This window comes from Thalassobaculum sp. OXR-137, assembly GCF_034377285.1.
Lineage (GTDB): Bacteria > Pseudomonadota > Alphaproteobacteria > Thalassobaculales > Thalassobaculaceae > Thalassobaculum.
In genome coordinates this window covers 2,953,029-2,973,076 of sequence record NZ_CP139715.1, presented here as the reverse complement: position 1 = coordinate 2,973,076, position 20,048 = coordinate 2,953,029, and the positions used below count along the sequence as shown (strand labels likewise).

The window sequence follows — 20,048 nt, the reverse complement described above, 5'->3', positions numbered from 1 at the left end:
CACGTGATTCTCGATTCCCTGATCGACCTGAACGATAGTGCCCCCAGCCCGCTGAACGCACTCCACCGCGAACTCGGCTATGGCGGGCTGATCCACAACATGAAGAACTACGTCCTGCGGGGCGACCGTGCCTATGCCGATGCCGCGAAGGCCAACAGCGAGACCGCGCTCGCCCTGCTCACCGATCTCGAGCGCATCCTGGTAGTACCGGACGCCGAGCAGGCTATCGACAAGGTGAGGCGTGGAGTCGCCGAATATCGCGACAAACTCGACCTGGCGATCAGCATGCACGCCGATGGCCACAGCATCGTCGCGATCGACACGGCCATTCGCGTGGACGATCGCACAGTCCTGGAAGGGCTGCGCACCATCGCAACGCTGATCCGAAACCAGAGTCGGGCGTATGGAGCGGAGGCGAAGGACCTGAGCCATCGTCTAGAAGCTCTGATGAACGCCGGCGTCGGGGTGTTCCTGGTCCTGCTGGCCGGCGCCTCCCTGCTTTGCCTGATGCTCATCCGACAGTACCAGCTTGCGGTGAATCTGGCGGAGGCCCATCAGGAGGTGAATGCCCTGATCTCCGCCGTACCGGATGTCCTGATCTACGTGAATTCGGACGGCAGCATCCGGTTCGCCAACGACCGGGTGTCGGATCTCCTCGGCTACGACTCGTCGGAGCTGATCGGCAAGTCGATCGAAATCCTGGTGCCGGTAACCGCCCGCGCGGAGCATGTGGGCCACCGCAAGGATTTCATGCGCTCGCCCCGAAGCGGGCCGATGACGGAAGCGCGCGACCTGATCGCCCGGGCCAAAGACGGCTCGAGCGTGCCCGTCTCCATCGGCCTGAGCACGCACTTCCACAAGGGCGAGCGGATCGTCATCGCGGCGATCCGGGACGTCTCGGTGGAACGGGCCGTGACAGCCGCCCGCGAGACCGAGTTGCAGAGCCAGCTCCACCAGTCGGACAAGCTGCGCACAGTTGGGACCCTGGCCGGCGGAATTGCCCATGACTTCAACAACATCCTGACACCGATCGTCGGATACAGTGACCTGCTGCTGACGACCCTGCCGGCAGGATCGCCTGAGCACGAGGACATCAAGGTCATCAAACGAGCGGCCGGTCGTGCACGCGAGATCGTCGCCCAGCTCTTGGCCTTCTCCCGACCCGGCGACGACCAGCGATCGATCGTGTCGGTGTCCGAGAGCATCGCGGAGGCATCGGCGCTGATCCGGCCGACGATCCCGCCCAATGTGACGCTCACCACCGTGGTGCAGCCCGACGGCCCCATGGTAGAGGCGAATGCGGGCCGGCTTCAGCAGGTTCTTGTCAACCTTATCCACAATGCGGTCGACGCGATCGGCTCCCGCGGCGGGTCGATCTCCGTGCGCTGTTTGGTCAACGAGGATCCAGATCCCGACTGGGTCGGCGGCCCGTCGCAGCAGGTCCGCATCGAGGTGGAGGACGACGGCCCCGGCATGACTGCCGACGTCATGGGCCGGGTCTTCGATCCGTTTTTCACGACCAAGCCGGTCGGCCAGGGCAGCGGCCTCGGCCTGTCGGTGGCCTACGGCATCGTCACCAGCTGGAAGGGCCGCCTGACCGTCCAGAGCCAGCCGGGAGCGGGGACCGTGTTCAGGATCCAGCTGCCCATCTCCATTGCGAAACCCAAGGATGCCGAGCCGGAGACCGCCCTTACCGGCGGAGGCCGGGTGCTCGTGGTCGATGACGATCCGGACGTCTTGTCGGTGACGGGCCGGATGCTCTCGCAGCTCGGCTACGATCCGGTCCTGACGGGACGCATTGACGAGGCGCTGGGATATCTCGAAACCGTCAGCGACGCGCCGATCGCGGTCTTGAGCGACCATACAATGCCGGGTCGGCCGGCATCCGATCTGCAGACCGCCGTTGCCGACCGCTGGCCTCACGTCCCGTTCATCACGATCAGCGGTTTCGACCTGACCGGACTGCAGGGGACGGCGCCGAGCGCCACGGTCCTGCGCAAGCCGATCACCATGGTCGAGCTCTCCTCCGCGATCGCCAAGGCCCGAATGCGTCAGGCTGAAACAAACTGACATATTCTGAAAACCCCCGCACATCGTGGCGTTGCATAGCTCCTTCATTCTCCCAGCATCGACCATGTCGCATTCGATCGTGGGAGTTGCGCGGTGTTGGCGAATGTAAGAACGGGCATACCGTCTGACTCTTCGGACGATCGCGAGCGCGCCGCCGGCAGCGCACTAAAAGAGGCTCGCAGCCTCCACGTCATCCTTGTCGTCGATGACGAGCCGGCCATCCGCCAACTGCTGCGGCGCATTCTCACGGCTGCCGGCTATCGGGCCGAAACCGCAGCCTCCGGCCTCGACTGCCTCACCGCGATCGAAGCGTCCAATGCGGCGATCACCGCAGTCATCACCGATGTCTCCATGCCTGGACTGGATGGCCACGGCCTGATCGCCGCGGCGGCGGCGCGGAATCTCGAGCGCGGCATCCGGTTCTACCTGATGAGCGGCGTCCCCCAGAACCTGTCCACGACCCGGACCGTCGGGCTGCCGATCAGCGCCACCTTCGAGAAGCCCCTAGACATGGGCGCACTGATCGCCCGCCTGGATGCCGATCTCCTCGCCCCGGTCAGGGAGCACGATGAGATCGCGATAGACGGGATCGGCTGGCTGGCCAGGGCGCTCGCGTACCACGACAGGATAACGAGCACCCATTCGGATCTTGTCGCCCGCTATACGGACATTCTGTGCGGCGCCATGGGCCTGCCGGCGGCGCTTGCCCAAGACATCACCAGCACGTCCGTGCTGCACGACATTGGCAAGATCGGCATCTCCGAGACCATCCTGAACAAACCCGGCCCCCTGACCGAGCAGGAATTCGAGGCGATGCGGCGTCATGGAGAGATCGGACACTCGATCCTGACCGCGGAGAACCACCGGCTCTCCGGCATGGCGTCGCAGATCGCGCGCTACCACCACGAGAGATTCGACGGGACCGGCTATAACCGGCTTGCCGGATACGACATCCCGCTTCCGGCGCGGATTGTCGCGCTGACCGACGTCTATGATGCGCTTCGGTCGCCGAGACCCTATAAACCGGGGCTCACCCACCAAGAAGCGTCCGCCTGCATCCTGCAGGGCGACGGGCGCACCCTACCCGATCATTTCGACCCCGCTGTTCTCACGGCCTTCCATGCCGTGAAGGACGCTTTCGCGTGCGTGGATCGGCATCACTGAAACCTGGAAACCGTGCGGATTTGGCAGAAAGGAACATCGCGATGGCCAAGCAGAAGATAACGCCAACGAACCGTGAGGTGTTCTTCGGGGACGACGAGATCATCGTCTCGAAGACGGACACCACCGGCCGGATCACGTACGCCAACGATGTGTTCCTTCGGATCGCCGGGTACACCGTGGAAGAAACTCTCGGCCAGCCGCACAGCTTCATCCGTCATCCGGACATGCCCCGCAACGTCTTCAAGCTGCTGTGGGACGCGATCCAGGCGAAAGGCGAGATCTTCGCCTACGTCATGAACTGACGAAGTCCGGCGACCATTACTGGGTGCTCGCCCATGTGACCGCCAGCCTCGACCGGAACGGGTCGATCCTGGGCTACCACTCGAATCGACGGAAGCCCGACCCGGCGAAAATAAAGATCGTCAGCGAGATGTATCGCGAACTGAAGCGCATCGAAGACACGCCGAGCAACCGCAAGGACGGCATGGCCGAAGCGCACAAGTTCCTGTCCGGAGTTCTTAGCCAGAAGGGGGTATCCTATGATGAATACGTGCTCACTCTCTAAGTCGATTGCGCTGGCCACGACCAGTGCGGCGCTCGGTGCGGTCGCAGCGGCCATGCCCTGGATTCCCCTCCCCGGCCAGTCGATCGTGACCACCCTGGCCGGTGCGGGCGCCGCCGGTGCGGCGGTGCTGGCCGTGATCTGCGCCAGGCGTTCCTTCCGCTCCATCACCGACACGCGGAAGGTCTGCGAGGCGGTCGCCGCCGGCGATTTCGAGCAGCGGCTGTTCCGCATCACCGAAGCCGGCGAATTCGGCCGCATGCTGCATTCGGTCAACCACATGGTCGACGTCACCGACGCCTTCGTCCGCGAGGCCGGGGCGGCGATGGAAGCCGTCTCCAAGGGACGCTACTACCGCACCATCCGTCCCGAAGGTCTGAAGGGTCACTATCTCAACAGCTCGACCCGGATCAACGCCGCTACCGAAGGCATGAAGGCCAAAGTCGAGCACTTCCGGACCATGACCGACGCGTTTGAGGACAAGGTCCGCGGGGCGGTCGAGATCGTCGCTTCGGCCTCGACGGAGCTTCAGGCGACTGCGTCCAGTCTCTCCAGTCTGGCGGACTCGACCCGCAGTCAGACCACAACGGCTGCCGCGGCAACCGAGCAGGCATCGGCCAACGTGCAGACCGTGGCGTCGGCGGCGGAGGAACTCAGTGCCTCGATCGCCGAGATCTCCCGCCAAGTAGCCTCCGCCAGCACAAAGACCACCGAGGCGAGCCAGAAGGCTGAGACGGCCAACGACCTCGTTCGGGCGCTCAGCCAGGCCGCCGACGAGATCGGCAGCGTCGTCACCCTGATCTCCGACATCGCGGAGCAGACCAACCTGCTGGCGCTCAACGCCACCATCGAGGCGGCCCGGGCCGGTGAAGCCGGCAAGGGGTTCGCCGTGGTCGCAGCCGAGGTCAAGGGCTTGGCGACTCAGACCGGTCAGGCCATCGGCCGGATCCAGGACCAGGTTCTCGGCATCCGCAGCGCCACCGACCAGGCCGTGGACGCGATCGGCGTGATCGTCGGCGCGATCAGCGAGGTGTCCAGCATGTCGGCCGGCGTCGCTTCCGCGGTCGAGGAGCAGTCGGCCGCCACCGACGAGATCTCCAAGAACGTCCAAGAGGCTTCTCAGGGCACTGCGGAGGTTGCGCGCAACACCGCCCTCGTCACCCAGTCCGCGAGCGAGACGACGACCGCGGCCGGCAATGTGCATTCGGCATCGGGTGAACTGGCCGCCCAGGCCGAACTGCTCCGCGCGGAAGTCGGCCGCTACCTGGAGAACGCGCGCGCCGCATAAGGCCATCGGGAGGGACCGCCCCCGGTCCCTCCCCCACAGACCGACTCTTGAAAGGAGATGGACGTGCTGATCCCCTTCATTTCCAATATCGGTCTTCTCTGCGCCGCCGCTGCCCTGATCTTCGCGATCTCCTGGCGCCTCAACGCCAGGCTCGGCCGGCCGGCCCGGAGTCTCCTGATCGGTGGCGCGATGGGTCTCATCGCGGTCCTGGTGATCCTCTCCCCGATCTATGTCCTGGACGGATCGACCTTCGACACCCGGGCCGGGCCGATGATGGCCGCCGGACTCTTCGCCGGACCGCTGGGCGCCATCGTCGCAGCCCTGATCGGCGGAGCCGCCAGGATCCATGTCGGCGGGTCGGCCGCGACCGGCGGCCTGATCGGACTGGCCGTGTTCGCCGCCATCGGCTGTGTCGCCCGCGTCTACCTGATCCGAAGCGGCGTGCACGCGCTCGGCCCCGGCCGGTTCACGCTGCTGGGCCTGGCCGCGTCCGCGGCCGTGGTGCCGGCATTCTTCGTCGGCCATTCCCTGCACGAAGGGATCGCGATCCTGGAGGCCACCTGGCCGGTGTTCCTGGGCGGCAATCTCGCGGGGATCCTGGTGGTCGGCCTGGCGACCGAAGAACTGTTCCGGAACAAACACCACGAGATCGAGTTGCAGATCAAGAGCCATGCCCTCGACTGCGCGAGCGTCGGTGTCGCAATTTCCGAGGCGTCAGACGAAGCATCCGCAGTCTATGTGAACCGGAAGTACGAGGAACTGACAGGCCGACGCGCCGAGGATCTGCTTGGCACGCCCCTGGATCCCACCACGGCCCGGCCCTTCACGGACATTCGTGCGGGGAACAGCGTCGAGGTGCTCGAGCCGAACGGCCCGATCCAGACCTTGCACATCCGCCGTACGGGCGATACCGATCTCTGGTGCACGCTGATCCGGTCTCCGGTCCACGACCCGGACGGGCAGCTCACCCATTTTGTCTGGATCCTCGAGGACATCACCGAACGGGTCGCGTTCCAGCACGAGATCGCCACCGCCCGCGACCGGCTCGAGGTCGTCCTGCACTCCGCGCCGGACGCCATCATCACGCTCGATGCGCGGCAACGTATCAGAACCTTCAACGACGCCGCCGAGCGCCTGTTCGGCTGGCCCGCAGCGGAGATCATCGGCAAACCTCTGGCGATGCTGCTGCCGGAGAACCTGCGCCACCGACACGAGAGCCTTGCCGCCGGCTACCTCTCGGAATCCGTCGACCGGCCAGGCCCGATGACCGGCATGCGGATCGTCGACGCGCTGAGACGCGACGGGACAACCTTCCCCGCCCATGTGACCCTGGCCCAGTTCGTCGAGGACGGAAGCCCGTCCGTCGCTGCGATCGCCCGCGACATGTCGGAGTTCGTGGCGGTGAACCGGTCCCTTGAAAAGGTGACCAAGGAACTCGGGGAGCAACTGCGGATCGCTCATGCGGCGAACAACGCCAAGTCCCGGTTCTTGGCGAACATGAGCCATGAACTGCGGACGCCATTGAATGCCGTGATCGGCTTCTCGGACATCATGCGCCGCAAGATGCTCGACGCCGGCGACGTCCAGAAATACATCGATTATGCGGAAGACATTCATACCAGCGGATTGCACCTGCTCGATCTGATCAACGACGTCTTGGACATGGCCAGGATCGAGCACGGCGCCTATCCGATCAGCCCGAGCGCCGTCGAAATCGACACGGTGATCGACTCAGTCCTGGCGTCAGCATCGGTGCTGGCGGCGGCCCGACAGCAGAATCTCGTCCGGCCGGCCCCGTCCCGCGGCATCGCCTGGATCGACGAGCGGGCAATGCGTCAGTGCATTCTCAATCTGCTGTCGAACGCCATCAAATTCTCGCCGGTCGGCGCCTCGATCACGGTTGCCGCCAAGTGCGACGGCGAATCGGTTTCCGTCAGTGTCGCCGACCGGGGGCCCGGCATTCCCTCGGACATGATCTCCCGGATCGGAGAACCGTTCCTCGCCAGCGGGCGGGATCGGGCGGACTGCACCGGCGGGACGGGACTGGGGCTCGCCATTGTCAAAACCCTGGCCGAACAGATGAACGGCAACCTTCGGATCGAATGCCCCCTGTCCGGCGGGACCGTCGCTACCCTCACTTTCCCGTCCGTGGAGATCGCCGCGGAGCGCCCTGCCCAGGTCGTCGCGGTGCCGCAGCCGGCGACCGGAGAGCTTGTAGGGGGAGCCAGGTCGTCGCGATACCGTTGAGCGTGGAGCGACGTCGCTCCAGTCAGTGCCGGCGTACCGGAACCGCCAGCATATAACCGCCGTTGCGGACCGTCTTGATGATCTGCGGTTGTCCCCGGTCGGATTCGATCTTGGTTCGGATCCGGCCGATCTGCACGTCGACGCTGCGGTCGAAGGCTGGAGTCTGGCTGCCATGGGTGAGGTCGAGCAGCTGGTCCCGGCTCAGGACCCGGCCGGCGCGCTCCAGCAGCACTACGAGCATCTGAAATTCGCCGGTGGTCAGCGGCACGTCCGTGCCGCCCTCGTCGCATAGCGTCCTCGAGCCGGTGTCCAGCTTCCATCCCTGAAACTCATAGACCGCCGCGGCCTCGCTCGCGCAAGTCGTCGGAGCGGTCCCGACCGCCTGCTGCTGCGGCGCCATCGTCCGGCGCAGAACGCTGCGGACCCGGGCGACCAGTTCGCGGGGCTCGAACGGTTTGGTGACGTAGTCGTCGGCACCGATCTCCAGGCCGACGATCCGCTCGACAGGTTCCCCCCTACCGCTGACGATGATGATCCCGCAAGCGTGTCGCGCCTTGAAGTCGCGCACGAGGGAGAGGCCATCGGTATCCGGCAGCATCAGATCGACGATGGCGATATCCGGACGGCTCTTTCGCGCATGTTCTTCCGCGCCAGCGCCCGTCGTCGAGACGGTCACGCCGAAGCCGGCCTCGCCCAATATTCTGGCGATCAGCCTGCCGATATCCGGATCATCTTCTACGACTAGAATATTTGAGGGCATCGATTCCGCGCCGTCCTTAAGAACCTTGAGCCACCAGCGATTGCCGCCGTTAGATGGCGTATCGGAATTAAATTAAAATAAATATCCTTAACAATTTGTTGCGGCTCGACCGCCCGGCCCTGGCCCGACGATGGCGGCCTCTGCGCCGAGACCGCAGGTGCCGACATCCGGGGCGTAGGCTATGCTCGCCCCTGCCTAGACCGGCATTCGCCCGGGATGACTGAAACAACGATAAGAAACGCGGTGGAGGAGATCGATTTGGGTCAGTCCGCGGGGGACCGGCGCGGTTGGCTGCTGGCAGTGCCCGACTATCGGCGCCTGTGGCTGGTCGGACTGATGGTGTTCGTCGTCCGCTGGCTGGAACTGCTGGCCGTCGGAGTGTTCGCCTATCAGGCGACCGAATCAGCGTTCCTGGTCGTCATGCTGACCATGCTGCGGCTGCTGCCGATGGGACTGTTCGGTGCCGTCCTTGGCGCCGTCGCCGAGCGGCTCGAACGGCGCAGCGCATTGATCTTCGTGGTCCTGACCATGATGGCGAGTTCCCTTGCCATCGCGGTCCTCGGCTCGCTCGGCATGCTGGAGGTCTGGCACCTGGCCGTCGCCAGTTTCGTGAACGGGCTGGGCTGGGCGACGGACAATCCGGTGCGGCGCATGATGATCGGCGACACGGTCGGCCCCGAGCGGATGGGCCCGGCGATGTCGCTCGACGTCGGCACCAACAATGCCAGCCGCATGCTGGGCCCGACCGTGGGCGGGCTGATCCTGGCGACCGCCGGGATCGCCGGGGTGTTCTGGCTGGGGGCCGCGCTGTACGCGGTTGCGCTGGTGGCCGCCCTGCGCATCCGCATCCGGAGCCGGACCGGCGTCACGGACACCGCACCGGTGCTGCAGCGGGTCCGGGAAGGTTTCGCCTGGGTGCGCGGCGATCGCCGGATGACCGGCGTGCTGATGATGACCGTGATCTACAACGTCTTCGGCTGGCCTGGCCTCAGCATGATCCCGGTGCTCGGCAAGGACCACCTGAACCTGGGGCCGGAGGGCGTCGGACTGTTGGCAGGGATCGACGGTGTCGGTGCCTTCCTCGGTGCCCTGACGATCGCCGCGCTCTCCCGCCCGCATTGGTACAGACGGATCTATGTCGGCGGTATCGCCCTCTTCATGGCCACCCTGATCGCGTTCGCCACGATCCCGTCGGTAGCGCTGGCCGGCGGGGCGCTGCTGCTGGTCGGCATCGGCGGCGCCGGGTTCAGCGTCATGCAGGCCACCCTCGTCTACCTCCACGCCCCGGTGGAGATGCGCGCCCGCCTGCTCGGCCTGCTGTCCGTCTGCATCGGGATCGGACCGGTCGGCTTCTTCTATCTCGGCTTCCTCGCCGAGGTCCTCGGGGCGCAGGCGGCGACCGTGGCGCTCGCCGCGCAGGGCCTTCTGGCGATCCTGCTGACGCGCCGCTGGTGGGGGGCAATCGCGTAAGCCCGGCCCTTCACGCCGGCGCCGCTTCACCCGCCGCGTTCAGAACGTCTGCGTTACCGGCGAAGCGTCGAGGCGCACCGCGATGCCGTCCAGGGCGGGACTGGCAGCCGGATAGCGCGTCATCACCAGAGGATCGTGACCCGGAACGATGTGGTCCGGGGTCGGGGCGACCGATCGCAGCAGCCCGAACCCTTCGAGCATCTCGCCAATATGGAAGGAGGTCACGAAGGGCCGCTCGGTCTCCATGTTTTCGTAGAAATGGGTCACGTCCGAGGCCAGCACGACCCAGCCGCGCCGGGTATTGACGCTGACGAACTGCAGTCCGGCCGAATGCCCGCCCGCGCGGTGCACCCGGATGCCCGGCGCGATGGTGGCGTCGCCGTCGTAGAACGCCACCCGGCGGGCGAAGTTGAGCCGGACGATGCCGCAGACATCCTCGACCTCGAAGGAATGGGCGAGGCGCGGATAGCGCATGTACTTCCCCGTCGCGTAGTGCATCTCCGTTTCCTGAAGATGGAACGAGGCGTTCGGGAACAGATCGAAATTGCCGACATGGTCGTAATGCAGGTGAGTCAGCACGACGTCGGAGACGCGCGCCGGGTCCACGCCGAGCTGTCCCAGCGTTTCCACCGGGCAGCGCAGGAAGGTGCGCTTGCGCTGGCGCGCCACCTCTTCCTTGAAACCGGTATCGATGACGATGGCGGTGCCGTCGGCGATGGCGACCCACATGTAATAGTCGATCGGCATCGGCCCGTCATGGGGATCGCCGCCGATGAAGTGGTCGCGCCGTTGGGCATCCCTTGTGGCATAGCGGATGGCGAAGAGGTCGTATTCCGGGAGGGCGTCGTTGGGCATGGGGTGACCTTTTCGGACTTTGCGTCGGGATGCGCCGCTATCGGGGAGGAGGGAGGGCCGTAACCGTCAGCCGGCCTCGTCCGTGGAGAGGAGTTTCAAGGCCGCCTCGGCAGCCATGCGGACATGATGCTGGCCGAGCTCGCAGGCGCGGGTGCCGTCGCGGGCCATCAGGGCCTCCATCAGGGACGACAGCTCGGCGATGCTCTTCTTGATCCGACCGGGCGCGGTCATCGAGGTCGCGCGCAGCAGACTGACGCGGGAATTCAGGATGTGCAGGCAACTCCCCAGCGCCTCGTTCTGCGCGCCTTCGAGCAGGCAGGCATAGAACTGGTTCTTCGCGCGCAGGCGGTTCTGCGGATCGGAGCGGCGGGCCGCCGCCTGCAGATCCTTGAAGGCGTCCTTGAGCGCCTGGCGCTGGGCCTCGGTGGCGTTCTCGGCGAACAGGCGGCAGGCCAGCCCCTCCAGCTCGATCCGCACCTGATAGACCCCTTCCGCCTGGGTGCGGGAGAGCCGGGCGACGAACGGGCCGCGATGCGGCTCCACCGTGATGACGCCCTCGGACTCGAGCTGCCGCATGGCCTCGCGGACCAGCGTGCGGCTGACGCCGGTCAGTTCGCACAGCTCGCGCTCGGGGAGACGGTCGCCGGCCTTGAATCGCCCGGCGGAGATCGCGCTGCGGATGCTTTCGGTCACGCTGTAGCGCAGGGGGGCCGCAATCTTTTCGACGCGGAACGCGGCATCGGAATCGGTCATTTTGGCATCTGCCGTTCATTGCCTCTTCTAGAAGTCCGCCGACATAAGCCGCTGCGGACCCATCGTGCAGATGTCGCCCGGTTTTGAGCACCGGGCCAATCGTTCGAGATCATACAATACGACGGAAATACGGACCAGCGGGACGCAGCCCGCGGCGCCGATCCGCTGGTCAATCGGCGGCCATCGTTCGACAATACTCTCGTCATACAATATGTTGACCGCTCCAAATGTCCAGTCTAGCTGTTCACCACAACCGGCCGAGACTGGCCGCGATCCCCACCCGACGAGAGGAGCCCCGATGAGCGCGAGGCCGGAATTTCAGACCGAACTGTTCGAGAAGGGCGTAGCGATGCGCCGCGAAGTGCTGGGCGACGCGCATGTGGACCGCTCCCTGGCGGGCGTCACCGACCTGACGGCGACGCTCCAGAAGATGGTGACCGAGTGGGCCTGGGGCGACATCTGGCAACGGCCGGCCCTGTCGAAGCCGGAGCGCAGCATGCTGAACATCGGCATGCTGACGGCCCTGAACCGGTCGCACGAGCTGCGGGCCCATGTCCGCGGCGCGCTGCGCAACGGTGTCAGCGAGGAGAAGGTCGTCGAGGTGATTCTGCAGACCGCCATCTATTGCGGCTTTCCGGCAGCGCTGGACAGCATGCGGACGGTCGCCGAGACCATCGAGGCCTACCGCAAGGAAGTCGCCGACGGCGCCGACTGAAGCCGCCGGCCGGAGGATCGGGGCGCCTGCCGCACGGCTGCAGGTGACGCGGAAGGCGCCCCGCCCGCGATCGCGGAATCGCGGTTTTTCGCCGTTCCCGGCCACTTTCACTTCCTCAGATTGTAGTATTGGCTGATTGACATACCCTATGCGCCTCTTACTATGACGCTGAGCCGGTGCAGCGACCGGGACCAGCCAAAATCAAATCCGCCGCGATAAAAAACAAACAGCGGCGGTCGGGAGGAATACAGAGTCGTGGAGAAGGCTGATCTGGTCGGCGGCGTGATGCTTGCGCTTGTCGGCCTCCTGTTGATTTTCGTGATCATCCCCCTCGACACCGAGGAGGGAATGTATTTCGGCCTGCCGCCGACGTTCTTTCCGACTCTTCTTTCCATCGGCCTGACGCTGCTTGCGGCGGCGCTGGCGCTGAAGGCCTGGAACCGGATTCGGGCCGGCGGCGCGCTGCAGCCGGCGCCGCTGCGGCTGCGCAACCTGGCAATGTTCCTCATCTCTGCGGCGCTGGTGGTGTCCGGGGCGGTGATCATCGATTTCTTCGGCATGATCGCCGGCGGCCCGCTGCTGATCGCCGCCTTCATGCTTTTCCTGGGCGAGCGCAGCGTGATCCGGGTCCTGGCGACCTCCACGCTGCCGGTCGCGGCGGTCTATCTGCTCGCGACCTACGTCCTCCGAGCCCCGCTCCCTTGAGGCGACCATGATCGACTATCTGGCCATCGCTGCGGGAGAGATCCTTACGCCGACCGTGATCGGCTACATCATCTTCGGGGTGCTGATCGGCTATATCGTCGGCGCGCTACCGGGCATGAACCGGACGACGGCGATCGCCCTGGCGATCCCGTTCACCTTCACCATGCCGCCGGCCGCCGCCCTCTCCTTTCTGATCGGAATCAACAAGGGCGGGGCCGCCGGAGCGGCCGTCTCGGCCATCCTGCTCAACGTGCCGGGCGAACCGTCGGCGGTGGTCACCACCTACGACGGCTACCCGATGACCAAGCAGGGCAAGGCACAGAAGGCGCTCGTGGTCGCGCTGGTCGCCTCGGTCGTCGGCGATCTGCTGGCCACCGTCGTGCTGATCCTGCTGGCCCAGCCGGTGGCCCGCTTCGCCATCGGCCTGGGGCCGATCGAGCTGGCCTCGATCCTGATCTTCTCGATCACCTTCATCGCCGCCGTTTCCGGCGACTCGTTCTTCAAGGCGCTGATCGCCGGCATTCTCGGGCTGCTGCTCTCCGCACCCGGCATCGACATCGAGACCGGGCTGCCGCGGATGACCTTCGGGCTGCTCGAGCTCTACGACGGCATTCCGCTGCTGGCGGTGGCGATCGGGACGCTGGCGCTGTCCGAGATCCTGGTGCAGATCGACGAGGGCTGGCGGGGCGACCACCGCTATCCGCAGGTCGCCGAGGAAAAGAGCCCGGATGCGGAGCCCGTCTTCGGGTTGAAGGACGCGGCCCAGATCACGCCGTCGGTCCTGCGCGGCTCGCTGGTCGGCACTCTGGTCGGCATTCTGCCGGGCTTCGGCGCCACCCTAGCCTCGTTCCTCGCCTATACCTGGGTGCGTCAGAGCTCGAAGACGCCGGAAGCGTTCGGCAAGGGCGCTCCGGAAGGGGTCGCCGCCTCGGAATCCGCGGACAACGCCACGGTGCCCGCGGCGCTGATCCCGGTCTTCGCCATCGGCGTGCCCGGCAGCCTGTCCACGGCGCTGCTGATGGGCGCGTTCATGATGCACGGACTGACGCCGGGGCCGTTCCTGTTCAAGGAAAGCGGCTCGGTCGTCTACGGCATCTACCTCGGAATGCTGCTCGCCTCAGCCGCCCTGCTGCTGGTCGGTCTGTTCGGCCAGCGGATCTTCAGCGCGGTCATCCAGATCCGCAAAAGCGTGCTGCTGCCGGTCATCGTGTTTCTGTGCATCGTCGGCGCCTACATGGAAGCCGGCGGCATGTTCGGCGTCTACCTGATGCTGATCTTCGGGTTCGTCGGCTATTTCATGAAGAAGTTCGACTACTCCTTCGTGACCTTCGTCGTGGGCTACGTGCTCGGCCCGATGGCGGAGCTGACGATCCGACAATCCCTGATCATCTCCGACGCCAATCCGGCGGTGCTGATCGACCATCCGATCGCGATCCTGTTCCTGCTGCTGGCCGTGTTCTCGATCTGGCGGTTCGCGATCGCGGGGGCGCGCTCGATGCAGATCGACCGGCCGGGCGGGCCGACGTGAGGGACATACCAATCAAGAAAACGAACCAGATGGAGGAAGACATGAAACACTACTTCGACAAGGCATCCCGGCGGCTGACCCGCCGCGTGGCGATGGCAGCGCTGGCCGGCTCCGCCGTGGTCCTGGCGGCCGGGGCGACCACCACCGCATCGGCGGCGGAATGGCCGACCGACGCCGTCACCATCGTGGTGGCCTATCCCGCCGGCGGCGGCACCGACATCTCGATCCGCGCGCTGACCGATACCCTGAGCGAGAAGCTCGGCCAGCCCGTGCTCGTCCAGAACGTGGCCGGTGCCGGCGGCGGCGTTGCGGCGACCAAGGTCGCCAAGGCGGCTCCGGACGGCTACACGCTGCTGGCCACCAACTCCACCTCGATCACCCTGGCCCCGCTCGTGCAGAAGGCGCTGTACGACATGGACAGCTTCGAGCACGTGGCGATCATCGGCGAGTTCCAGAACGCCTTCTTCACCGGGACCAAGCAGCCCTATGACTCGCTAGACGGGCTGATCGAGACGGTGAAATCCGAAAACCGGGCGATCAAGGGCGCCAGCCAGCTCGCGATCGACCGGCTGGTGATGCAGTACATCGCCAAGGAGCGCGGCGTCGAATTCGTGCCGGTGCCGGTCAGCGGCGGCAGCGGGTCGGTGCAGGCGGTGATGGCAGGCGACGTCGACGTGGCCTTCTCCGGCGGCTCCTGGGCGCCGATCGTCAAGGCGGGCGACGCCAAGGCCCTGTTCGCCGCGTCCTACGAGCGCCTGAAGCTGGCGCCGGACCTGATCTCCATGAAGGATCTCGGTTTCCCGTTCGGCGTGACCTCGCACATCTCCCTGCACGCTCCGGCGGGCACCCCGAAGGAGATCGTCGACAAGATCGCCGCCGCGCTGGAACCGGCGGTGCAGAGCCAGCCGGTCCAGAATATCGGCGAGAAGCGCTTCATGGACATGACCTACCGGGGCGGCGACGCCGCGGCTGCGGTGATGAATAAGGAGCGCGAGACCTACCAGGAACTGGTCAAGACGGTCGGCCCGACCAACTGACCGCCCTTCACGAGATCAGACAGGCGGGGCCGGTCCTTCGGGGCCGGCCCCATTTTTTTGGCCGGACTGGATCCCGATAGGCCGGCACCGCAGCCGAGACCGTCGCGCCTCGATTTAATTCGGAACCGGGCGACGACGATAGAGTTGTCCGCTCAGAGCGTTTGATGCGGAAGCGCCGGACCGTGCGTCTGGCGACGTCGTATCGAGCGCCGAATGCCAGGGCGCGCTTCCAGGAGCGAGCCTGCATTCGCGGACGAAAGGATACCACGCCGGTATCCCGATCTTGCGCGTTTCCCGTCAGAAGACGGGCCGCGCGAGACGTTGAACATCACGAAACATGGGGGCGGTCTCGAGGACGGTACCTGCCGTGAGCACACGGCGGAGCCGGTTCCTCAACTCATGTCCGTGGCCGGATTTTCCGGACGCGGATGTGAGACATGAAGGAGAACGCAATGCTTCGCAGCCCCATCACCGTGGCCGTCACCCTCGCCCTGGCCCTCACGGCAGTGCCTCTAACCGCAAAGGCGGAAACCGGCCGCCATGCGGTCGAGACCGGCACCGCCCTTGACCGCCCCGTCCCCCTGCCGCGTCCGTCTCGGGATATGCCGGCCGAACAGGACCTTGTCGGCGCGAAAGTCATCAGCAACGACAACAAGATCTCCGGCAAGATCGAGAAGATCGTCGTCCGGGATGGCATCCCGCAGGCGGTCATCGCCTATGGCGGATTGCTCGGTCTCGGAAACGCCTGGGTGACCCTGCCGCTGGCCGATCTCGACCTGGTCGGCGACGGCATCGCGCGGGTCCGGATCAGCGACGCCCAGGTCCGACAACTGCCCCGCTACGAGGGCTGATATCCACTGACGTCACTTCTGACGCATACGTCACAAACACAGGTAAAAGTCCCGGCGGCACTCGGAACGACCCCCACCTTCAAAGCGTCTGCCTACCAACAACAAGACAAACGGAGCAGCTGTGCAGCGTTGTGCTGCCACGGATTGCTGCATCCTCATTCAGCCGCCACCGACCCAGCGGAGGACCGCGATGGACAGCCTATTACCGGACATTCTTGTCGCGGGACTCCCCGGGCAGGCCGGACCTCCCGCCGCCGCCGACAGCATCCGCTCCCGGCGCGGCCGTTGGTCGATGATCGGGTGCATCCCGTTCGCCGGCTCCTGCGGCTATCCGTCCGCCGCACCGTAGCGTGTCCAGAACCAGCCAAGGGGTCGATCCCATGACCGACACCAATGCCACCGACTTCGCCGTCGGCGAGACACGATGGCAGCCGACCACCGCCTCCGGCGGCGAGCGGCTGATGATCACGGTGGTCCTGATCGCGGTGCTGACCAGCCTCGCCGTCACCGTTCCGAGTTCCGTCTTCGATCCGCTCAGCGATACCTTCCTGCTCAGCATCGGGATCATTGGCGTGTGGCGGTATTCCTGGTGGATCTTCCACGCCCTGCGGGCCTGCTACTACCTGCGGTTCCGGTTTCCCCGCATCCGACGCCACGCCGAAGCCGCGGGCAACGCGCCCGTCGACCACGTCTACTGCCTGGTCACGTCGTATTCGATCGATCCTCAGGTGAGCTGGCCGGTCTACGAGTCGCTGTTCCATGAGGTGGCGTCCTACGGGCGGCCCGCGACCATCGTCGCCGCCGTCAGCCATCAGAGCGACGTCGACCTTCTGGAGCGGATCGCCGAGACCGTCGGCCTGCCGGACCGGGTGGAACTGGTCACCATGTTCCAGGACGGGACCGGCAAGCGGCCGGCCATGGCCGAGGCGCTGCGCGCGATCTCCCGCCGCATGCCGACCGAGAACGCCATCTGCATCTTCATGGATGGCGATGTGGTGGTCCGGCCGGGCGCACTGTCCAAGGTCGTGCCGGTGCTTCAGGCGAACCCGCAGATCGGTGCGGCGACCGCCGACAACCGCGGCATGACCGAAGGCGGCGGCTGGACCCGCGAATGGTACGACCTGCGCTTCGCCCAGCGGCACCTGCTGATGTCGTCCATGAGCCTGTCCGGCAGGCTCCTGGTGCTCACCGGCCGCTTCAGCGTCATCCGGGCGCATCTGGCGACCGACCCGTCCTTTATCCAGCAGATCGAGAACGACGCCATCGAGCACTGGCGCCTCGGCCGGATCAACTTCCTGAGCGGCGACGACAAGTCGACCTGGTTCTGGCTGCTGAAGCGCGGCTGGGGAATGATCTATCTGCCGGACGTTCGGGCCGACAGTTTCGAGGAGCTGCCCGCCTCCAATCTGGTGGTCGGCGCCGTCTCCCTGCTCAAGCGCTGGTACGGCAACATGCTGCGGACCAGCGACCGGGCGATCGCGCTGGGTCCCCACCGCATGGGCCTGTTCCCCTGGTGGTGCCTGGTCGATCAGCGGCTGTCCATGTGGACGTCCCTCGTGGGCCCGGTGGTCGCGATCATCCTGGCCATCACCTACGACCCGGCCTTCCTGCTGGTCTACGGATTGTGGATCCTCGGCACGCGGACCGTGGTCGGCTCCATCCTGTGCCTGCTGGTGCGCGGCCGATGGGCGCCGCACTGGCCCTGGATGCTGTTCATGAACCAGATCCTCGGCGGCGTGGTGAAGAGCTTCGTGTTCTTCCGCATGGACCGTCAGAAATGGACGCGCCAGGAGATCACGACCTCGGGATCGGGCAGTGCCGGCAGCGGCAGCGCGGTTCTGCATGGCCTCGCCCTCGCCTGTTTCGCCTCCCTGCTGGTGATGTATTCCGGCACCGTCGAGTGGCCCAATGCCGCGACCGTCCGGGTCTCCTTCCCGGAGAGCCGCGGCGGGCCCGGCCAGGAGGACTCGTCCTGGCTGGACATCGCCCTGGAGCGGCTGCCGACCGACCGTGCCCTGCCCCTGACCGACGGGACCTACCGGCTGACCCGCCTGGTGCGCTCCGAGCGTCCCGGCCGCGTGCTGGTCGGGGCCGGGTCCGACACCCGGTTGGAGGTGCATTCGGGCATGCTCGTGACCGGCGGAGGGGTGAGCGACGGCGCCACCTTCTGTCCGCCGGCCGGCACCCTGCCGGTGGCATGTCTGCTCGGCGGGCCGAAGCCCCTGGAACTGAGAAATCTGGTCGTCCGGACCCATGCCGAACCGGCACGGGACGCGACGGCGGCGGCGATCCTGCCATAGCGGCGCGGGAGGCGAGACCTCTCCCATCTTCCGCCAACGTGAGAAGGAACTAACCATGGATCTAGGAAATTCGACGCCGCGGCCGGGCGGCCGCGGCGAGGGGAAAGCCACCTCCGAAACCGGGGTTTCCCAGCGCCGACCCGTCCATCCCTCCGGCACCCGCCGTGAGACGCCGAGCAGTGCGGCGAGCCAGAGCCGGACCGGCGGCATCACCAGCGAACGCCGCGACGAGCGGCGCCATGTGCGGGTCCATCTGCCTTTCGAGGTGAAGACCGAGCACGGCACCTTCGACGGCCGCGACCTGTCGGTGACCGGCTGCGCCGTCGCCGGGCTGATCCCGGACGGTGTGAGTGAGCCGCTCGCCGTGGAAGCGACGGTGCCCTTCAGGGGGTTCCTGCTCCAGCTTCCCTTCACCGCCACGGTCAGCCACCGCTCGACGGTGGACGGTGCGCCGGTCACGGGCCTGGAGATCGTCTCCATGGACGACCAGGAACGCACCCTGCTGAGCCGGCTGATCACCGCCCAGCTCTCCGGTCGGCTGATTTCCTTCGACGGGCTGCTCAGCCCGAGCGACGGCCAGGTCGCCCGGCGCAGCAAGGCCGCCCCGGGCGGTGCCGCCGACGGCAACGGGAAGAGCGGCAGGAGAACCGGCCGGGTGGTCGGCATCGCCGCGTTGATGCTCTGCGCCACGGCCGTCGCGGTCGCCGCGATCTACGACTCGGTCTTCGTGATCGAGTCCCCCTTCGCCGCCACCACCGCGGCCCGGCTCGACGTGAACGCCCCGGGCAAGGGGCGCTTCACCGGTGTCGAGCTGCGGCCGGGCGACGTGGTCGAACGCGATCAGGAGATCGGCCGGGTCAGCAGTGCCGACCTGAAGGCCGAGCTGTCCCTGGCCCAGGCGACCCTGCGCTACAACGAGCAGCTTCTGTCGACCCTGAACGAGGCCGTGGAAGCCGGCCGGGTCGATGCCGGCAGCACCATCGACGCCGCGCTGTCGCGGACCGACGACGACACCGGAATGAGCGTGGTCGACCTGCTCAGCATCGAGAAGCGGCTGGAGCAGCTCGACGCCCAGACCAACCTGCAGCGCGCCAAGGTCTCCGCCCTGGAGACCCGGCAGAGCGAGAACGTGCTCTACAGCCCGTGCGACTGCATCGTGCACTGGGCCCATGGCGGCGCCGGCGAAGCCTGGGTCGAACCGGGCGACAAGGTCTATTCCCTCGTGCCGCGCGGCGCCGACGAGATGCTGGTCGAGGCGCAGATCCCGATGGATGCCGTTCCCCGGCTGACCCGCAGCCAGCGCGCCAACATCTATTCGCCCAATACCGGGCAGAACGTCTGGGGCCGCATCGTCGACCTCAGCGTCGAGGGCAGCCGCCGCCCCCGGGCCGGCTTCCCGCGCTGGGTCCGTCAGGACCTGTCGAAGGCGACCCTGCTGATCGCGCCGGAAGAACCGCTGCGCGGGATCGGCGTGGGCACCCCGGTGGAGGTCTCCTTCTCCGACATCTCGTCGAAGTTCGACACCTGGGAGGCCCAGGCAGCCGACTTCTGGGACGAGAGCGTCGCCACCCTGTCCGACGTCTCCGGCGTCGACATCCACGCCCTGTTGCCCTGGACGGACAAACCGTCCGGCGACCCGACCATCACCCTCGGGACGGGGGAGGACGACGCGCTCTCCCTCGCCCGGCCAACCGAGACACCGGCAGGTTCCTGAGCCAGGGCCTGCACCGCTGGGGGGCGGAA

17 protein-coding genes are annotated in these 20,048 nt (G+C 66.4%); 14 read left to right on the top strand and 3 right to left on the bottom strand.

Going from position 1 to position 20,048, the window contains the following annotated elements; genetic code table 11:
* The first annotated feature begins 3 nt into the window (after nt 1-3).
* The 6 genes from T8K17_RS14030 to T8K17_RS14005 all read left to right on the top strand — a co-directional run bounded on the left by T8K17_RS14030 (nt 4) and on the right by T8K17_RS14005 (nt 7,331).
* Nucleotides 4-2,070 carry an ATP-binding protein gene (locus T8K17_RS14030; RefSeq protein ID WP_322330355.1) on the top strand — a complete coding sequence of 689 codons (2,067 nt, stop codon included), beginning with the start codon at nt 4-6 and terminating at the stop codon, nt 2,068-2,070.
* A 96-nt stretch (nt 2,071-2,166) separates the two neighbouring features.
* Entirely contained in the window at nt 2,167-3,234 is a 1,068-nt protein-coding gene (locus T8K17_RS14025; RefSeq protein ID WP_322330354.1) for an HD domain-containing phosphohydrolase, read from the top strand.
* A gap of 41 nt (nt 3,235-3,275) precedes the next feature.
* Nucleotides 3,276-3,536 carry a PAS domain-containing protein gene (locus T8K17_RS14020; protein WP_322330353.1) on the top strand — a complete coding sequence of 87 codons (261 nt, stop codon included), beginning with the start codon at nt 3,276-3,278 and terminating at the stop codon, nt 3,534-3,536.
* Nucleotides 3,537-3,571: 35 nt separating this feature from the next.
* A complete protein-coding gene (locus T8K17_RS14015) occupies nt 3,572-3,799 on the top strand; it encodes a hypothetical protein (protein ID WP_322330352.1) in 228 nt (75 codons plus the stop codon).
* Complete coding sequence (locus T8K17_RS14010) at nt 3,777-5,084, top strand: HAMP domain-containing methyl-accepting chemotaxis protein (protein WP_322330351.1); 1,308 nt, start codon at nt 3,777-3,779, stop codon at nt 5,082-5,084. Before T8K17_RS14015 ends, T8K17_RS14010 begins: the two co-directional genes overlap by 23 nt.
* Nucleotides 5,085-5,147: 63 nt before the next feature.
* The gene (locus tag T8K17_RS14005) at nt 5,148-7,331 is read left to right on the top strand and encodes a PAS domain S-box protein (protein ID WP_322330350.1); all 2,184 of its coding nucleotides are present in this window, start codon (nt 5,148-5,150) and stop codon (nt 7,329-7,331) included.
* Between the two features lie 22 nt (nt 7,332-7,353).
* Here T8K17_RS14005 and T8K17_RS14000 read toward each other — a convergent pair whose 3' ends face one another.
* The gene (locus tag T8K17_RS14000) at nt 7,354-8,091 is read right to left on the bottom strand and encodes a response regulator transcription factor (RefSeq protein ID WP_322330349.1); all 738 of its coding nucleotides are present in this window, start codon (nt 8,089-8,091) and stop codon (nt 7,354-7,356) included.
* 258 nt (nt 8,092-8,349) lie between these two features.
* Here T8K17_RS14000 and T8K17_RS13995 point away from each other — a divergent pair, with 258 nt between their 5' ends.
* Entirely contained in the window at nt 8,350-9,561 is a 1,212-nt protein-coding gene (locus T8K17_RS13995) for an MFS transporter (RefSeq protein ID WP_322330348.1), read from the top strand.
* A gap of 39 nt (nt 9,562-9,600) precedes the next feature.
* On the opposite strand, the gene T8K17_RS13990 is transcribed toward T8K17_RS13995, so the two are convergent.
* Nucleotides 9,601-10,416, bottom strand: coding sequence for an N-acyl homoserine lactonase family protein (locus tag T8K17_RS13990; RefSeq protein WP_322330347.1), 816 nt, complete (start codon nt 10,414-10,416; stop codon nt 9,601-9,603).
* Nucleotides 10,417-10,482: 66 nt separating this feature from the next.
* Nucleotides 10,483-11,169, bottom strand: coding sequence for a GntR family transcriptional regulator (locus tag T8K17_RS13985; RefSeq protein ID WP_322330346.1), 687 nt, complete (start codon nt 11,167-11,169; stop codon nt 10,483-10,485).
* Nucleotides 11,170-11,467: 298 nt separating this feature from the next.
* On the opposite strand from T8K17_RS13985, the gene T8K17_RS13980 reads away from it, so the two are divergent.
* The 7 genes from T8K17_RS13980 to T8K17_RS13950 all read left to right on the top strand — a co-directional run bounded on the left by T8K17_RS13980 (nt 11,468) and on the right by T8K17_RS13950 (nt 20,019).
* Entirely contained in the window at nt 11,468-11,884 is a 417-nt protein-coding gene (locus tag T8K17_RS13980) for a carboxymuconolactone decarboxylase family protein (RefSeq protein WP_322330345.1), read from the top strand.
* A gap of 255 nt (nt 11,885-12,139) precedes the next feature.
* Nucleotides 12,140-12,589: a tripartite tricarboxylate transporter TctB family protein gene (locus tag T8K17_RS13975; RefSeq protein ID WP_322330344.1), complete on the top strand. Its 450-nt coding sequence runs from the start codon at nt 12,140-12,142 to the stop codon at nt 12,587-12,589.
* Nucleotides 12,590-12,596: 7 nt separating this feature from the next.
* Complete coding sequence (locus T8K17_RS13970; RefSeq protein ID WP_322330343.1) at nt 12,597-14,117, top strand: tripartite tricarboxylate transporter permease; 1,521 nt, start codon at nt 12,597-12,599, stop codon at nt 14,115-14,117.
* 41 nt (nt 14,118-14,158) lie between these two features.
* Nucleotides 14,159-15,154, top strand: coding sequence for a tripartite tricarboxylate transporter substrate binding protein (locus tag T8K17_RS13965; protein WP_322330342.1), 996 nt, complete (start codon nt 14,159-14,161; stop codon nt 15,152-15,154).
* A 452-nt stretch (nt 15,155-15,606) separates the two neighbouring features.
* On the top strand, nt 15,607-16,005 hold the full coding sequence (locus T8K17_RS13960; protein ID WP_322330341.1) for a hypothetical protein: 399 nt from the start codon (nt 15,607-15,609) through the stop codon (nt 16,003-16,005).
* Between the two features lie 380 nt (nt 16,006-16,385).
* Nucleotides 16,386-18,305 carry a glycosyltransferase gene (locus T8K17_RS13955; protein WP_322330340.1) on the top strand — a complete coding sequence of 640 codons (1,920 nt, stop codon included), beginning with the start codon at nt 16,386-16,388 and terminating at the stop codon, nt 18,303-18,305.
* Nucleotides 18,306-18,360: 55 nt separating this feature from the next.
* Nucleotides 18,361-20,019 (top strand): alginate biosynthesis protein Alg44, encoded by a 1,659-nt coding sequence (locus T8K17_RS13950; RefSeq protein WP_322330339.1) that lies wholly within the window; start codon nt 18,361-18,363, stop codon nt 20,017-20,019.
* Nucleotides 20,020-20,048 lie beyond the last annotated feature (29 nt).

Excerpts from the sequence above, each read along its gene's own strand:
- T8K17_RS14020 (WP_322330353.1), top strand. The coding sequence starts at position 3,276 with ATGGCCAAGCAGAAGATAACGCCAACGAACCGTGAGGTGTTCTTCGGG.
- T8K17_RS14010 (WP_322330351.1), top strand. The coding sequence starts at position 3,777 with ATGAATACGTGCTCACTCTCTAAGTCGATTGCGCTGGCCACGACCAGT.
- T8K17_RS14000 (WP_322330349.1), bottom strand. The coding sequence starts at position 8,091 with ATGCCCTCAAATATTCTAGTCGTAGAAGATGATCCGGATATCGGCAGG.
- T8K17_RS13990 (WP_322330347.1), bottom strand. The coding sequence starts at position 10,416 with ATGCCCAACGACGCCCTCCCGGAATACGACCTCTTCGCCATCCGCTAT.
- T8K17_RS13985 (WP_322330346.1), bottom strand. The coding sequence starts at position 11,169 with ATGACCGATTCCGATGCCGCGTTCCGCGTCGAAAAGATTGCGGCCCCC.
- T8K17_RS13980 (WP_322330345.1), top strand. The coding sequence starts at position 11,468 with ATGAGCGCGAGGCCGGAATTTCAGACCGAACTGTTCGAGAAGGGCGTA.
- T8K17_RS13970 (WP_322330343.1), top strand. The coding sequence starts at position 12,597 with ATGATCGACTATCTGGCCATCGCTGCGGGAGAGATCCTTACGCCGACC.
- T8K17_RS13965 (WP_322330342.1), top strand. The coding sequence starts at position 14,159 with ATGAAACACTACTTCGACAAGGCATCCCGGCGGCTGACCCGCCGCGTG.
- T8K17_RS13960 (WP_322330341.1), top strand. The coding sequence starts at position 15,607 with ATGCTTCGCAGCCCCATCACCGTGGCCGTCACCCTCGCCCTGGCCCTC.
- T8K17_RS13955 (WP_322330340.1), top strand. The coding sequence starts at position 16,386 with ATGACCGACACCAATGCCACCGACTTCGCCGTCGGCGAGACACGATGG.
- T8K17_RS13950 (WP_322330339.1), top strand. The coding sequence starts at position 18,361 with ATGGATCTAGGAAATTCGACGCCGCGGCCGGGCGGCCGCGGCGAGGGG.